Origin of the sequence: Pseudomonas sp. A-RE-19, assembly GCF_019956555.1 — a bacterium.
GTDB lineage: Bacteria > Pseudomonadota > Gammaproteobacteria > Pseudomonadales > Pseudomonadaceae > Aquipseudomonas.
In genome coordinates this window covers 28886-44313 of sequence record NZ_JAHBDQ010000027.1, presented here as the reverse complement: position 1 = coordinate 44313, position 15428 = coordinate 28886, and the positions used below count along the sequence as shown (strand labels likewise).

Genomic DNA, 15428 nt, shown 5'->3' with positions numbered 1-15428 from the left:
GCTCACTGACCAAGACGACGTTTGGCCCGTAAGCGCAGGGCCAGGTAGGCTAGCGAAGCAAGCAGCAGGACCCCGAGGAGGGTGAACAGCATGAGCGCCATTACGTTTTGCGAGAGGTACCACTGCAGATAGCGCAATGGGCCCAAGCTCCCGACGTAGTAATCCTGCTCGGCGACCAGGGATTCGACATGCTTGCCCCTGACCACCACCAGACTGCCTTGCAACTCGTGGGCATTTTCTTCGCTGCTGAGCAGGGCGTTGGTCACGTCGGCCAAGCCGTTGGGCCTTGCGCTGGCGATAAACACCACACTGCGCCCGCTCTTGAGCGGCGACTCGAATCCAGTCAGATACGCACTGCCGTCCTCAGCGGTAAACCTGAGGCTGCTGCGCGCTTCACGCAGATTGGTTTTCGTGTCCGGGCTGACCCAGTTGCGCAGACGCAAGGGCAGGTCAGACAGTTCAAAGTACTGCGCAGCTTCTTCATCCTTGGCCGGCAGAAGGCTTTGCCATTGCTCCAGCAGCGGTTGATTGTTGCCCGAGGCGAGCACCAGCAAATCCCGGTCGCGTTGCTCGGCCACCTGGTCGGCGTGGACCACCTTCACGCCGGTGGCCGGATAACCGGTGGAGTCGCCGAAGCGACCCAGCAGGGTCAGATAGGCGCTCAGCTCGGCCGGGCCGGGCTCGTTGGGCAGGATCACCGATGTTTCAGAAAGGTCGGCCATGCGGGTGAACGGGAAGCCACTGTCCTTGAACACCCCGAGGTTGGGCATGGCCATGAAATGTTCGTATTGGCTGAGGTCCAGGGTCGAGTCCGGGTCGATCACGCCGCGCATGTTGTCGATGATGATGTCGCGGCAGTCGCCCTGTTTGATGTAGTCATACATAAAGCGAAATTGCAGGCGCGATTGCAGCGCTACGGAATTGAGCGGCAACAGCATGCGCGACGTGCGGGCCAGGCTGTCGTCGGTTTTGAGCATTGCCAGCAGGCTGTTGCTGTTGCCGAGTTTCTCGATCGAAGGCAGGTCGATCGACTTGATGAAGGTGTCGTTGAAGTTGACCAGCAACGAAGAGTTGGTGGAGACCGGTTGCGGCGTATAGCGGTATTTCAGGTCAAGTTGCGCGCCGGGTTCACGCCAGTTGAACAGGTCGGGTGGCAGGCGTAGCGCAACCGTCATTTGTCCCGGGTTATAACCCGACACATTGAGTTCTTCGGGCTTCGCCAGTTCACCCAGGCGAACCGGGCGATCGGAGGGCAGCCAGTTAGGTGCGTCGTACGGTCGGCGTGGCTTGAGCGAGTCGATCCGGTCGATCACCACGCTCTGCCCGGAAAAGGCCGAGCCACCGAGGGCCAGCGCTGTCGCGGCGACCTTGAGATCGGCGCCATCGCGCCCGGAGACGATCAACAGTTTGCCCTGAGCATCATTCGGGTTGCTCACGAGTGTCAACGTCGGCCCCGTGGCCTCTTTGATCGGCAAACCACTCAAGGTCGTTGATTCGCTGCCGCTGACAAACACCACGGCGTTGCCTTTGGCCGGCAGGCTGGTGAGGCTGGCGGGGAAGGTTGCGCCGCGGTAGCTGGCCAGGGCGCCAAACCAGGACGACAGGATACCGGCGGCCTCAAGCTCGGGGCCGCCCGGGCGTCCGGCGAACACGAAGGGCAGCTTCAGGAGCGAGGCGTCTCGACGATCGAACAAGGGCAGCGGCAGAGCGGACAGGTCGTTGGGCTGTTTAATCGAGGACACCTGGAGGCTCAGCTGGCTGTCGTTGCCGATCCTGGCCCACAGGCTGGAGTGCAAAGGGTCTTCACATTGCATCGTGTAGTGACCGATGAACTGCAGGCTGAGCCGATTGAATTCGGTGATGGTCTGCGGCGGAATCTGCACGGTCCGGGTCTGCAATTTACCGGCCTCTTCCTTCGGGAGGGGCAGGCTGGCGGCCACTTGATCGTTGATCAGCACGTTGATTTGCGAAAGATCGGCCAGCAGCGCCGGAGAGTAGCTGTACTGCAGTGTGACCTGCGCAGCCGTGACGACTTCATCGGCGCGCACATCGAAATTCACACTGTCGGTAGCTTCCACGCCTTTAAGGGTCATCGAATAGCTTTTGCCCAGCTCCTTGAGGGTGCGGGTATAGCTGTTGCTCGGGGCATCGGTCCCGGGCAACGATGCGACCGGCGTCACCGCCGGCTCTGTGGCGCTGATTTGGGCGACAGCACTCAACGCCCAGCCGCTCCAGCCCATTAACGAGCAGGCGATCAGCATGAGTGAGTGACGAGGAAGAAAGGTCCGGCGAGTGGAAGGATTCAAGATCGTTGCGTGTCCGCGGTGGAGTCGATGGGTGATGGAGCGTCCGGGCGTTTGCGCAGCAGCGCCTGGCTGTCCTTTAGAGTTGCAACGAACAAGCGCAGGATGGCGCGCAAGCCAATGCCGCTGACTTCGCGCAACGCTGACATGGGCGCGTCGAGGCGGCCGTTACCCCACGTGTTGGCCCAGGTGTCGGCCCGTGAAAAGGTCAGTCGCACCAGCTCGCTTTGCTGGCGCAGGGTCAGAGCCTCGAATTGCACGCCCGCCACGTTGTCGTTGCTGAAAACCGTTTTTGCGGGGAAGAGGCTTGAGGGAGGTGTGCGCAGAATGCACAGCCGCAGCTTCTCATTGACGCTGAGCTGAACCTGCGGTGGCAGTGCCAGACCCACGCCGTTTTGTGAGAAGTCCCGGGTTGTGCAATCGAACCAGGTGCCGTCTTCGCGATAGGCGCGCACGGGCAGATCCGCGGGCACCCTGGGTTCGTTGCGCACCTGAGAGGACTCAGTGGCCACCGCCACGGCAGTGCTGACGATGACGATGTTGTACACGGTCCAGGCCAGGTTGATCAGCAGGGTAGTGGCCTGGGCCGAATCACTCCCGATCAGTTTCACCATACCGATTGCCAGACCGATCATGTTCAAGGTCAGCAGGACGATGTAAGGCCGCGCAAGCTTCCAGTTGAAATAGTCCTTTTCAATGGTGCCGCCCTTGTCGGTTACGTTGAACTTGCCCAGCGAAGGGCTGATCAGGGCCAGCAGCACCGGTCGCATGATGTACCAGGCCAATACCGACTCGTACACTTCGTTCCAGAAGGAATGGCGAAAGCGCCCCTGGATGCTGGAGGTGGTCAGGCTGGAATGGAAGATATGCGGCAGTACATAGACCGTGACCATCAACGCCGAGGCATGGAAAATCTGCGCGTCGAAAAACAGGTAGGCCAAGGGGGCGGTCAAGAACACCAGGCGGGGCAGGCTGTAGAAAAAGTGCATCATGGCGTTGAGGTAGCAGATGCGCTGCCCCAGGTTCAGTCCTTTGCCAAACAACGGATTGTCGGTCCGAAAAATCTGCGCCATGCCCCGCGCCCAGCGTATGCGCTGGCTGATGTGTCGGGAAAGGCTTTCAGTGGCCAGGCCCGCCGCTTGTGGTATGGCAAGGTAAGCGGTATTGAAACCACGGCGATTGAGCTTGAGTGCCGTGTGCGCATCCTCCGTCACGGTTTCGGTGGCGATGCCGCCGACTTCCAGCAAATGAGTCCGCCGGATGACCGCGCAGGAACCACAGAAGAAGGCCGCGTTCCACAGGTCGTTGCCGTCCTGCACCAGGCCGTAGAACAGCTCACCTTCATTGGGCACCGAGCGAAAGGTATCGAGGTTTTTTTCAAACGGATCGGGTGAATAGAAAAAGTGCGGCGTTTGCAGCAACGCCAGGTTCGGGTCCTTTAAAAACCAGCCCATGGCGATCTGCAGGAAAGAGCGGGTGGGCACGTGGTCGGCGTCGAATATGGCAATGAACTCGCCATCGGTGACTTTGAGTGCCTCGTTGAGGTTGCCGGCCTTGGCATGTTGATTGTTGTCGCGGGTGATGTAGTTGACACCAATCTGCTCACAGAAAACCTTGAATTCTTCCCGGCGCCCGTCATCGAGCATGTGCACCCGCAGTTTGCCCTCGGGCCAGTCAATGGCCTGAGCCGCGAGCACCACCAGTTTGACGATGCCCAATGCTTCGTTATAGGTGGGAATGAAGACGTCTACCGTCGGCCATTCAGCGGGCGGCTGTTGCAGAAACTGCGGTTTGCGGTGCAGTGGCCAGGCGGTCTGTACATAGCCGAAGACCAGGACGAGCAAGGCATACAGTTCGGCCAGCACCAGCCCGTAGCCAAATACGGCATCCTGCCAGTTGTCGAAATCCAGGGTGTCGGACAGACGCCAGTACATGTAACGCAGCGAAGCGATCAGCGAGAGGGTGATCAGGGTCAGGATCGCCAGACGCCCGGCTTGCTTGCGGATGATCAGGCTGGCGGCAAAACAGACGGCGGCGAACGCAGCCTGGGAATACAGATTCAGCGGCGCAGTGAGGATACCCAGCACCAACAATGCCGCGATCAGCCCGGCTGAGATCTTCAGGACTTGGCGCCAACGCAGGGGCCATCGGCTGACGCGAGCCTGGACAGTATCCAGTAGCCCCTGCAACCACCACGTCTTTGCAGGTAGCTGATTCAGTTGGGCGGTCATGGCGTGCCCTGCTGGCTGCAAGCATCCGCGAAAAGCAGGGCTTGGACCGCGCCTGACAGCGAAAGAATGTCCTGACAGCCAGTGCTCTCGGGTGCGTACTGCAGCAGGTCCCGACCATAGGCCAGCGACTCGTTGAACTGGTGATCGAGGCGAATCGTCCCGATCAGGTTAGCGCCGAGCCGCCGCACAAACAGCACGCCCATGTCCCGGCAGAACGAACGCGAGTCATCCCGCTGGTTGAGCACATAGCGGTGCTGCTGCGCGCGTCGTCGGCTGCTCTCCAGCCACTGGGTTATGGTGTCCAGTGCCAGGTAGGAGGCCGCGTCGGCCACCGTCATCACCAGCACCAGATCGGCGGCGTCGAGGGCCTGTTGCGAATAGACGGTGGCACCCGAAGGCGTGTCCAGGATCACGGTATCGTTTTCGCTGAGGTTCATTGACGCAAGGTGCTGATTCAGCCAGTCAGAATCTTCAAGCATCAACTGCTTGAGCAATCGGCGATCGTTCACCTCGCCAGTGCCGAAGGGCAGGCATTCACTGTCGCTAAAGCCCGGCAGGCGATGGGCGCCCCAGTCTGCGTCCTGCTCTCTGAGCTGGATCAGCCCGGGAACCTGCCTGGTGATACCTAAGTGGCTGGACAGCGCGTTCTGAGGGTCCAGATCAATCGCGATGGTTCGCCCGCCCGGGCGCCGAAGTGTTTTCGCCAGGCCTGCGGCGACGGTGCTTTTACCCACCCCACCGTTCGCCGAAACGATAGCAATGACCTTCGCCCGGGTCCGCTTGCGAGTCGTTTCTGGCAGACCGTCTCTACGAACCTGATTGAGCTCATGCAACAAGTCGCTCAATCGCTGACGATCACCCGTAGCAGAACTCGCAGGTGGCTCGGTCAGGGGAGGGGCTTTGGGCGAAGGTAGCGGGAGGACAACATTCCTCACAGGCTCGACCGGCGCGCCACTCAATAAAGAAGGCGGTGGCTCATCGAGTAGAAACACAGGGGGCGCTGCTGGTGGGGGAGACAATGCCACCACCGGCTCTGGCTCAGCCACCGTAACCGGGTCGTCTTTGAAATCTTTATAGTTTGGTTGTATTTCCTGATAACTCTCCGCATTGGCGCCAAAACGTGTAAAGAGTTTCGTAATGTCGTCTACATATTTCATGCGTTTTACCAGGAATGAAATAACTTAGAAACTCAGCATTCCATTAACTTAACAAAGTTTATGCGTTGTCTTGTCTGGGTGTTGGCAGAGTGCCATTAATCTAGGGTGTCTGCGTTTGAGAGTCAATGATTGTTATAAAACGTCAGTAAGGTTTGTTAAGTGTTATTAAAACGTTATGTATTGGTGTGAAGTGTGGATGTTAGAATGCGTCCACTAATGATTGGGCAATAAGGTGTAGTGTGATGGCAAGTAGTTAGGGTATTTATCCGGAGAAATAATGTCCGGCGCAATGGAGTGTGAGTATTGATCGCCTTTGATGATTTGATGTTGGGTTATATATTAAAGAAGTTGACTGATGTATTTGAGGAGATCGTGGCGGTTTCAAAAAATACTTTTCCAGATAAGGCGACGGGTGTCGCGGATGTCAGGCAACGTAAAATCGAAAAGGAACTTCCCGTCTGGCTGCAGCGCCTGAAAATCAGCCCCCCTTATCAAGTGACCCATGTGTTGCTGGATCAAATGCACGCCGCGCGAAAGCTTAAGCGCGGGCTGCGCTTCGAGGCGCAAGCGGCCTTGCTGGAGGCGCTGGTGGAGGCCGATCTGGCGATGGACGTGGCGAATTATTCGGCGGCCGTTTCAGAGGACCGTTTGAAATGCTTATTGGATCGCTGAAGGCTATCTTTATTTTGCTGCGCAGCGAGGCGTATTCGAGGAGGTGAATTGGATTCAATACGGTACATCACTCAATGGCATTCGATTTATAACGTATTCCGGGCGCTCCATCTATGGTTTGGCCTGGGGGGTGACGCCGGGCCTGTCGCCACCCCTATGCATTCGGTCCCCGGTTTGTTCACTGTTTGCTCTTGAATCGTGAACAGTTGGATCTCGCCGGATACTCTCTCGACATAAAGCCAGCCTGGTTGCGCGTCGTCTTTCCATACTTAGTGCAAACAGTTGTCATTGCCCTCTCGGGCAAAGAACGCGAGTCGGGATGCCGCGTTGATGTACAAGCCATGATTTACTTCGGTCCTGGCAAATCCATTCGTGCTATTACCTCACTTATTTGTCGCGCACCCTGGCGACAGTGTTGTGGCAGTGTTTGATACGCAGCTGCCACAGGATTGGCGCCATGTCTTTGACGGCTTTAACTCGCACCCACATCCCGCATCAACAACCCGAAACGCAAATCCACCGCATCCGGTATCGGCACATACACTGTGTGCCCATCCCCCGGCGCCACTTCAACCGCCTCGCCTTTGACGTTCTGCAGCTGATGCAAATCGAAGTGGAAGTTGCCCTTGGGCGTCATCAGTTCCAGGTGATCGCCCAAACCAAAGCGATTCTTCACCCGCACCTCGGCCAGCCGATCTCGGCGTTCGCCGGTCAATTCGCCCACGAACTGTTGGCGCTCTGACACCGAACTGCCGTTCTGGTAGTTCTGGTATTCGTCATGCACATGTCGACGCAGAAACCCTTCGGTGTAGCCGCGCTGGGCCAGGGATTCCAGGTCGGTCATCAGGCTGCGATCGAACGCTCGGCCAGCCACCGCATCATCGATCGCGCGGCGATACACCTGGGTGGTGCGCGCGCAATAGAAGTGCGATTTGGTCCGACCTTCGATCTTCAGGGAATGCACGCCCATCTGCGTCAGGCGCTCGACATGCTGGACCGCGCGCAGGTCCTTGGCGTTCATGATGTACGTGCCGTGTTCATCTTCGAACGCGGGCATCAGTTCGTCAGGGCGATTGGCTTCTTGCAGCAGGAACACCTGATCGGTCGGCGCGCCGATGCCCAGGGTAGGCTCTGGCTGGAATTGCTGAACGATCTCGCCGAGCTGATTTTCGCGGGCCGGTGTCGCCGAGTATTTCCAGCGACAGGCGTTGGTGCAGCTGCCCTGATTGGCATCGCGCTTGTTCATGTAGCCCGACAACAGGCAGCGCCCGGAATAGGCCATGCACAGCGCGCCGTGAACGAACACCTCCAGCTCCATCGCCGGGACGTGCTGGCGGATTTCGGCGATTTCTTCCAGCGACAGTTCACGGGACAGGATGATCCGGCTCAAGCCCTGTTGCTGCCAGAACTCGACGCTGGCCCAGTTCACCGTGTTGGCCTGTACCGAGAGGTGGATCGGCATCTGCGGGAAGTGCCGGCGCACCAGCATGATCAGGCCGGGGTCGGACATGATCAGCGCATCCGGCGCCATGGCGATCACCGGTTCCAGGTCCTTGAGGAACGTTTTGAGTTTGGCGTTGTGCGGGGCGATGTTCACCACCACATAGAAGCGCTTGCCCTGAGCCTGGGCCTCGGCGATGCCGAGCGCGAGGTTGGCGTGATCAAATTCGTTGTTGCGCACCCGCAAGCTGTAGCGCGGCTGGCCGGCGTACACCGCGTCGGCGCCGTAGGCGAAGGCATAACGCATGTTTTTCAGGGTGCCGGCGGGGGCGAGCAGTTCCGGGGGCGTGAGCGTCATGGTAGGGGTCATGGGCGTGTCGATCGCAAAAGCGTGCGAGGGTAATCCGCTTGCCCGTGGGGTTTATTGATCTGGATCTATGCTTGATGAAAACGGATGGCACTCGCGCGAACCGTGGCGGCCTAAGTATCAGGACGCACATGCTCCTGCGCACTGAATGGACCAGACATGAATGAAACGAAACTACAAAACACATCGCTGATGGTTTTGCTGACGCTGGTCAGCCTTGCCTTCATCTGGATTCTGCTGCCGTTCTATGGCGCGGTGTTTTGGGCGGTCATCCTCGCCATTCTCTTCGCGCCGATGCAGCGTCAACTGCACCTGAAGTACGGCTGGCCACGCAACTTGACGGCCCTGTTTACCTTGAGTGTCTGTGTGCTGATCGCGATCCTGCCGGTGATTACGATCAGTACCTTGCTGGTTCAGGAAGGCGCGGCGCTGTACAACAGAATCGAAAGCGGCGAACTGGACATCGCCCGCCATGTGTCGCAGTTCAAACATAGCCTGCCCCCGTACGTTCAATACTTGCTCGACCGTTTCGGCATGGGCGAGCTGAGCGGGCTTCGGGAGAAAATCATCAAGAGCACGATGCAAGGTAGCCAGTTTGTCGCGACCCAGGCATTCAGCTTTGGTCAGGGGACGTTCGAATTCGTGGTGAGCTTTTTCGTCATGCTGTACCTGCTGTTTTTCTTTCTGCGGGATGGGGCTGAACTGGCGCGTAAAGTACGTGCGGCGATACCGCTGGAAGATAACCAGAAACGTCGCTTGCAACTGAAATTTAATCGCGTGGTGCGGGCCACCGTGAAGGGCAACCTTCTGGTAGCGATCACGCAAGGGGCATTGGGCGGTTTTATTTTCTGGTTTCTGGACATCCCGAGCGTGCTGCTCTGGGCGGTGTTGATGGCGTTTCTGTCGCTGTTGCCGGCGGTGGGCGCGGGTATCGTCTGGATCCCGGTAGCGGCGTATTTCCTGTTCAGCGGCGCGATCTGGCAGGCCACAGTGCTCACCTTGTTCGGGGTGTTCGTGATCGGCCTGGTGGACAACGTCCTGCGACCCATCCTCGTGGGCAAGGACACCAAGATGCCGGATTACCTGATCCTCATCTCGACGTTGGGTGGCCTGGCGCTTTTTGGCCTGAACGGTTTTGTTATCGGGCCGCTGATTGCCGCTTTATTCGTGTCGAGCTGGGCGATTTTCATCGATTCCAAGCCAAAGGTTCAGCTGCCTTAAGCGCTGAGCTGGCTTGAGTCGATACGTTGCGACAGGGCCTGAGCGGCGGGAAGCGACGTGAGCGGACCGCTGATTGGCTCGCCGTCTTGCACCAGATACCAGCAGGCGAGCAACCCTAGCGCTCTGAGCGGTGCGGGAACGGCGCTGCCGATAACGGACATGATCTGAACCTGAGCCATAAGTACCTCCATTAATCTATGGGGCTACCTTACGGATCGGACGCTTGAACGGACAATCAACGCTTTCGATAGTCGTCATTGACGCCAATGAGTCCTGGGGTCAAGACACCACTTGATCGAGCATGTGCACCACTTCCTGCTCGTTGAGCAGGCCTTTGCGCACCAGGCTTTCTGCCAGCAGCGAGAGAAACTTTGCGCTGCGATGACCTTCCAGGTGCTTGAGTTCGGTCAGTGCGTTGTACACCTTGCCGGAAGTGCATAAGCCGACAATGCGATGCGGGTTTTGTGTGGGCATCAAGGTCGTCCTTGTTTTTATCAACCTGTTGTTTACGGACAGATCCAAGCTTGCGGCCCTGTCATGACATAAATATGACCGTTTCACCCAAGTCGGGGGAAGGGCGGTTGAGTCCATCATGCCAACTTTATCTGTCGGCACTTTCCCGACAGCGACCTTGGCGAGATTTATTCAGACTTCGCTCGCCCTGTGGCCACAAAAAAGGCCCCGCTTGAGGCGGGGCCTGATGGGGCTGTTACCAGCGGTCGCCGCGGTAATAACCATGGGGAGGGCCGTAGTAGCCGCGCGGTGGACCATACCCGCGTGGCGGACCGTAATAAATCGGTGCCGGGCGGTAGTACATCGGCTGTTGTACGTAGACCGGCGCCGGTTGGTAATAAACAGGAGGTGGTTGCACGTATACCGGTTGTGGCTGAACGTAGACCGGTTGCTCCACATACACTGGACGGTCGCGGCCGATAATTGCCGAGCCGATGATTGCCGAGCCGACGATCGCACCAAACACAGCCGGACCTTCCCAGCCGCCGCCATGACCACCTGCTTCTGCCTGCCCTGCGATAGCGAGAGCACCGATCAGCAAGGCTACTGTGGGGATTTTACGGATCATGATAGTTCCTCGGTTCTTCGACCCGGCGCTTGCATCTGCAATAGACGCAAGTTGTCGCGGGGATACTTCTAAGACAGCGTTTTTTGAAAATCAGCACAGCCGTTGGGTAAATTTTGTGTAAGGTCTGTACCGGCTTCTTTACGGTGCTGTGCGCCGGGTGCAGGCCTTTATGATCGATCAGAACCCGGTGGAATGGCTTCCCGTCCATCTGAAAGTGCTATTGAAGGAGATTCGGATGCAGATGAACCCTAACAGAGACACCCAACTGTGCATGTCGCTCTCAGGGCGTCCCGGTAATTTCGGCCTGCGGTTTCATAACCATTTGTATGAACAACTGGGCCTGAATTTTTACTACAAGGCCTTCAGCAGCCAGGATTTGCCGGGCGCCGTGGGCGGTATCCGCGCCTTGGGCATTCGCGGTTGCGGGGTGTCGATGCCATTCAAGGAAGCTTGTATCGCATTAGTCGATGAGCTGGATGCATCAGCGGCGGCCATACAATCGATTAACACTATCGTAAACACCAACGGTCACCTCAAGGCCTATAACACCGATTACATCGCCATCGCCCAGTTACTCGAAACCCATCAGGTTCCCAAGGATTCGACCTTCGCTCTGCGCGGCAGTGGCGGCATGGCCAAGGCCGTGGCCAGCGCCTTGCGTGATGGCGGTTACAAAAACGGCCTGATCGTGGCCCGTAACGAGCGCGCCGGGCGTTCCCTGGCTGAATCGTTGGGTTACTCATGGCAGGCGGAATTGGGTGCCCAGCGCCCGCTGATGTTGATCAATGTCACGCCCATCGGCATGAATGGCGGGCCGGAAGCGGATCAACTGGCGTTCGAGCCTGAAGCGATCGCTGCAGCGGAAACTGTTTTCGATGTGGTGGCGATCCCCTCGGAAACCCCATTGATCGTACGTGGTCGTGCCGAAGGCAAACGAGTCATTACCGGGCTGGAAGTGATCGCGATCCAGGCCCTGGAGCAATTCGTGCTGTACACCGGCGTGCGGCCGACGGATGAGCAGTTCCAGAAAGCCGTGGCGTTTGCCCGGAGCTGATATCCCAATAGTTTGGTTGGCTGTGCCGGCCTCTTCGCGAGCAGGCTCGCTCCCACAGGTTCAGCGCTGACCTTGTGGGAGCGAGCCTGCTCGCGATTGCCGCGATTCGGTCTCCGGCCAAGCCGTCACTTGCCAATCCCCTGCCTATACTGCTCGCCAGCAAGCGAAGACTTGCTCTCCAGCCACCCGTGACCGAGGTTTTCATGCATCCCGCCATTCTCAACCTGGATCAGGTCGAACTTGTACCGCTGCCCGAAGGTTTTGCTCCCACCGGTGACACTGCCGGCCGCTATCAGCAGCGCCTGGCCCGTATCGGCCAGCAACTGGGCGCGCAAAAACTGGGTTATCGGTTGTATGCCCTGGAGCCGGGCATGCGCGGCAGTCCGTTTCATAGCCATCGGGTCAATGAAGAGATGTTCTACATCGTGGCCGGGGAAGGGGAAGTTCGCCTTGGCGCCGAACGCTTTCCTATCCGCGCCGGTGACGTGATCGCCTGCCCGGCGGGCGGTCCTGAAACCGCGCACCAGATCATCAACAACAGCCACGGCGAATTGCGGTATCTGGCGGTCAGTAGCCAGCAATCACCGGATATTTGCCAATACCCGGATTCCGGCAAATACGTGGTGATGGACGACTTCAAGGTCGATGCCCAGGGCAATGCTTCGGGCTTCGTCGCCGTCGCAAGGCAGGCCGATGGCGTGGATTATTGGGATGGCGAGTAGCCGTTCAGAATTGAACGCGAACCGGTGGCGAGGGAGCTTGTCGGATCGCCGCACCGTCCCGTTCGGCTGCGAAGCAGTCGCAAGGCAGGCAAACCCGGTGTGCCAGGCGTAATGCGTTGACAGGTTTGGGGCCGCTTCGCGACCCAGCGGGAGCAAGGGATTATTCCAGGCGTGCCAAGCGTTCTTCCAGCGCCGCAATCCGCGCTTCAAGCTCTTCGATTCGCTCAACCGACACACCGCCACTGGCGCCACGTTCCACCGGATTCTGCCGGGCAGCCAGGATCGCTTCGATATCCGCCGGATCACCCAGCGCGTGCATGTAACGGTCTTCGCGTTGGCCGGCCTGGCGCGGGATCAACAGCGCCAGACCTCTGGCGATCAAGCGCTCCAGCTGGTGCACTACCTGCTCGGCATCTTCGAAATCATGCATGCGGCCGCTGCGGGTCAGCAGTTCGTTGACTGTCTGCGGGCCGCGCAGGAACAGCAGCCCGGTCAGAATCACCTGCGCCGGAACCAGTTCCAGCGCCTTGTCGACCCGATGTTCCCAGCGGTCGGCACGGCTGCCCATCACCAGTCGGGTGAAGCCACGCCCTTCAAGGGCACGCAGGCTCTGGCCGACCTGGCCCTGGCTCAGGTTCATCACCGGTTCGCGGCTGGTTTTCTGGTTGCAGGCAATCACCAGCGCATTGAGCGTCAGCGGATAGGTTTCCGGGCTGGTGGCCTGTTTCTCGATCAACGAGCCCAGAATGCGGATTTCCGTGCTGTTGAGCCGCGGTTCGTCGAAGGTTGTTTCTTGCTCAGTGCTCATCGCGCTTTTCCCTAGGCAGTCGAAGCATGCAGTCGAAGCCGCCTAGCCTAATCCTTGCTGGATAAAAGACAAGTCGCAGCGCGCGCCGTCATGGCTATAATCGCCTCACGTTTTTTTACTCCTGTCACCACACGAGACTGCCATGACCATTTCCCTGTACGCCGCTTCTGTTCCGGTTTTCCAGCAAATGCTCAATGCCCTGAGCAACAACCTGAGCAAGGCCGAAGCCCACGCCACCGCGAAAAACATTGACCCGAACGCGTTTCTGCAAGCCCGTCTGTACCCGGACATGTTCCCGTTGGTGCGTCAGGTGCAGATCGCCGTTGATTTCGCCAAAGGCGTTTCGGCGCGTCTGGCTGAAGTCGAACTGCCGAAATACGACGACACCGAAACCACCTTCGCCGAACTGCAAGCGTTGATCGCCAAGGTCCTGGCCTTCATCGGCGAGATCAAGCCCGAGCAGATCGACGGCAAAGAAGGCATCGAGATCGTTACCCGTCCAGGCACCCCTAAAGAGAAGCGCTTCACTGGCCAGGCTTACCTGCTGAGCTACGGTCTGCCGCAGTTCTTCTTCCACGTCACCACCGCTTACGCGCTGTTGCGTCACAACGGTGTGGAAGTGGGCAAGCGCGACTACATGGGCGCGTTCTAAACCGCCCAGGTACAAAAAAGCCCGCCCAGGTGTATGCCTTGGCGGGCTTTTTCGTTTTGCCTTCTGTAGGCGCCAGGCTTGCCGGCGAAGGCGTATGTGAGATCGCTTTCGCCGGCAAGCCTGGCTCCTACAGGTGCGTTGTTATGCCAAACGCTGGGCTTCCCGGGCTTCCCGGGCTTTCTGAGTCTTCTGTTCCTCACCCAGGCACGCAGCCGCGGTGAATAGCACGTCGGTGGAGGAGTTCAGCGCGGTTTCAGCCGAGTCCTGCAACACGCCGATGATGAAGCCGACCGCCACCACCTGCATGGCGATTTCGCTCGGGATGCCGAACAGGCTGCACGCCAGCGGAATCAGCAATAACGAACCGCCGGCCACGCCCGAGGCGCCACAGGCACAGATCGCCGCGACGACGCTGAGCAGAATGGCCGTCGGAATATCCACGGCGATGCCCAGGGTGTGCACGGCAGCCAGGGTCAGCACAGTGATGGTGATCGCAGCGCCGGCCATGTTGATGGTGGCGCCGAGCGGGATCGACACCGAATAGGTGTCTTCGTGCAGGCCCAGACGCTTGCTCAATTCCAGGTTGACCGGAATGTTCGCCGCCGAGCTGCGCGTGAAGAAAGCGGTGATGCCGCTTTCCCGCAGGCAGGTGAGTACCAACGGATACGGGTTACGACGCAGCTTCCAGAACACGATGGCCGGGTTCATCACCAGCGCCACGAACAGCATGCAGCCCAGCAACACGGCCAGCAGATGCATGTAACCGATCAAGGCACCGAAACCGGAGGTGGCGAGGGTCGAAGCCACCAGGCCGAAGATCCCCAGCGGCGCAAAGCGAATCACCATCCGTACGATCACTGTCACGCCATTGGACAAATCGCCAAGCACCTCACGGGTGGTTGCACCGGCATGGCGAATCGCGATGCCCATGCCGATGGCCCACGCCAGGATGCCGATGAAGTTGGCGTTCATCAGCGCGCTGACCGGGTTATCGACCACGCTCAGTGCCAGGCTTTGCAACACTTCGCTGATGCCGCCCGGTGCGGTCACCGCAACATCCTGAGTCGCCAGTACCAGACTCGACGGAAACAGCGTACTGGCAACCACCGCCACCACGGCCGCCGCGAAGGTGCCCAGCAAATACAGAAACAGAATCGGCCGGATATGGGTTTCCTGGCCGTGCTTATGGTTGGCAATCGACGCCATGACCAGCACAAACACCAGAATCGGCGCGACAGCCTTGAGCGCCGAGACGAACACTTTGCCAATGAAGGCGGTGGACTTGGCCAGCTCAGGCGCCAACAGCGCCAAGGTAATCCCGGCGATCAGGCCGATGATGATTTGCGTGACCAGGCTGCTGCGTTTCAGGCGTTGCAAGAGAGAAGGGGATGGAGCGGTCATAACGGCATCTCTGATTTTATTAGGGTGCAGGGTTCCGTGGCTCATGTAGCAAAAAGCCGGGCAGGCCACATGGAGGGAACCGAAGGGTCACTGCATCAATGCCAATCAATGGCCGATGAGCAAAGTGTAAGTACCGCAGGCCGCGGACTTTATCACAGCGTAGCCGTGATCCTTCAGACCTGTGACGATCTGCCACCCGATTGTTCAACGCGATTTGCAGGTTCGTGCAAGCTGGTTTGGAAACACTCTGTTAAGCTTCGCCATCCTCATTTTCAAGTTCTGCCAGTGGGCCTTCGGGCTGTCGCTGGTGTCGTCGTTT

The 15428-nt window shown here is 58.7% G+C and carries 14 protein-coding genes; 5 read left to right on the top strand and 9 right to left on the bottom strand.

Going from position 1 to position 15428, the window contains the following annotated elements:
• Nucleotides 1–2: 2 nt before the first annotated feature.
• From bcsB to bcsQ, 3 genes are read right to left on the bottom strand one after another with little or no spacing between them, the layout of a single operon-like run.
• On the bottom strand, nucleotides 3–2261 hold the full coding sequence (bcsB, locus tag KGB14_RS18180; protein ID WP_223488120.1) for a cellulose biosynthesis cyclic di-GMP-binding regulatory protein BcsB: 2259 nt from the start codon (nucleotides 2259–2261) through the stop codon (nucleotides 3–5).
• Nucleotides 2262–2302: 41 nt separating this feature from the next.
• Nucleotides 2303–4534, bottom strand: coding sequence for a UDP-forming cellulose synthase catalytic subunit (bcsA, locus tag KGB14_RS18175; protein WP_223488119.1), 2232 nt, complete (start codon nucleotides 4532–4534; stop codon nucleotides 2303–2305).
• A complete protein-coding gene (gene bcsQ, locus KGB14_RS18170; RefSeq protein WP_223488118.1) occupies nucleotides 4531–5691 on the bottom strand; it encodes a cellulose biosynthesis protein BcsQ in 1161 nt (386 codons plus the stop codon). Before bcsQ ends, bcsA begins: the two co-directional genes overlap by 4 nt.
• Nucleotides 5692–5994: 303 nt before the next feature.
• On the opposite strand from bcsQ, the gene KGB14_RS18165 reads away from it, so the two are divergent.
• Nucleotides 5995–6363: a hypothetical protein gene (locus KGB14_RS18165; protein ID WP_223488117.1), complete on the top strand. Its 369-nt coding sequence runs from the start codon at nucleotides 5995–5997 to the stop codon at nucleotides 6361–6363.
• Between the two features lie 472 nt (nucleotides 6364–6835).
• Here KGB14_RS18165 and yegQ read toward each other — a convergent pair whose 3' ends face one another.
• Nucleotides 6836–8173, bottom strand: a complete 1338-nt coding sequence (yegQ, locus tag KGB14_RS18160; RefSeq protein WP_411740790.1) for a tRNA 5-hydroxyuridine modification protein YegQ — start codon at nucleotides 8171–8173, stop codon at nucleotides 6836–6838.
• Between the two features lie 156 nt (nucleotides 8174–8329).
• Between yegQ and KGB14_RS18155 the strand changes: the two genes are divergently transcribed.
• Nucleotides 8330–9391 carry an AI-2E family transporter gene (locus KGB14_RS18155; protein ID WP_223488116.1) on the top strand — a complete coding sequence of 354 codons (1062 nt, stop codon included), beginning with the start codon at nucleotides 8330–8332 and terminating at the stop codon, nucleotides 9389–9391.
• Here KGB14_RS18155 and KGB14_RS18150 read toward each other — a convergent pair.
• From KGB14_RS18150 to KGB14_RS18140, 3 genes are all read right to left on the bottom strand, one after another.
• Nucleotides 9388–9570: a hypothetical protein gene (locus KGB14_RS18150; RefSeq protein WP_223488115.1), complete on the bottom strand. Its 183-nt coding sequence runs from the start codon at nucleotides 9568–9570 to the stop codon at nucleotides 9388–9390. The two genes, KGB14_RS18155 and KGB14_RS18150, sit on opposite strands and share 4 nt — an antisense overlap.
• A gap of 100 nt (nucleotides 9571–9670) precedes the next feature.
• Entirely contained in the window at nucleotides 9671–9865 is a 195-nt protein-coding gene (locus tag KGB14_RS18145) for a hypothetical protein (protein ID WP_223488114.1), read from the bottom strand.
• Nucleotides 9866–10100: 235 nt separating this feature from the next.
• The gene (locus tag KGB14_RS18140) at nucleotides 10101–10472 is read right to left on the bottom strand and encodes a hypothetical protein (protein ID WP_223488113.1); all 372 of its coding nucleotides are present in this window, start codon (nucleotides 10470–10472) and stop codon (nucleotides 10101–10103) included.
• Between the two features lie 235 nt (nucleotides 10473–10707).
• Here KGB14_RS18140 and KGB14_RS18135 point away from each other — a divergent pair, with 235 nt between their 5' ends.
• Complete coding sequence (locus KGB14_RS18135; protein WP_223488112.1) at nucleotides 10708–11526, top strand: shikimate 5-dehydrogenase; 819 nt, start codon at nucleotides 10708–10710, stop codon at nucleotides 11524–11526.
• A 203-nt stretch (nucleotides 11527–11729) separates the two neighbouring features.
• Nucleotides 11730–12248: a cupin domain-containing protein gene (locus KGB14_RS18130; RefSeq protein WP_223488111.1), complete on the top strand. Its 519-nt coding sequence runs from the start codon at nucleotides 11730–11732 to the stop codon at nucleotides 12246–12248.
• Nucleotides 12249–12408: 160 nt separating this feature from the next.
• Here KGB14_RS18130 and KGB14_RS18125 read toward each other — a convergent pair whose 3' ends face one another.
• A complete protein-coding gene (locus KGB14_RS18125; protein ID WP_223488110.1) occupies nucleotides 12409–13056 on the bottom strand; it encodes a YceH family protein in 648 nt (215 codons plus the stop codon).
• Between the two features lie 142 nt (nucleotides 13057–13198).
• Between KGB14_RS18125 and KGB14_RS18120 the strand changes: the two genes are divergently transcribed.
• On the top strand, nucleotides 13199–13708 hold the full coding sequence (locus KGB14_RS18120; protein WP_007901777.1) for a DUF1993 family protein: 510 nt from the start codon (nucleotides 13199–13201) through the stop codon (nucleotides 13706–13708).
• 141 nt (nucleotides 13709–13849) lie between these two features.
• Here the strand turns inward: KGB14_RS18120 and sstT are convergent, their stop codons facing one another.
• A complete protein-coding gene (sstT, locus tag KGB14_RS18115; protein ID WP_223488109.1) occupies nucleotides 13850–15109 on the bottom strand; it encodes a serine/threonine transporter SstT in 1260 nt (419 codons plus the stop codon).
• Between the last annotated feature and the right edge of the window lie 319 nt (nucleotides 15110–15428).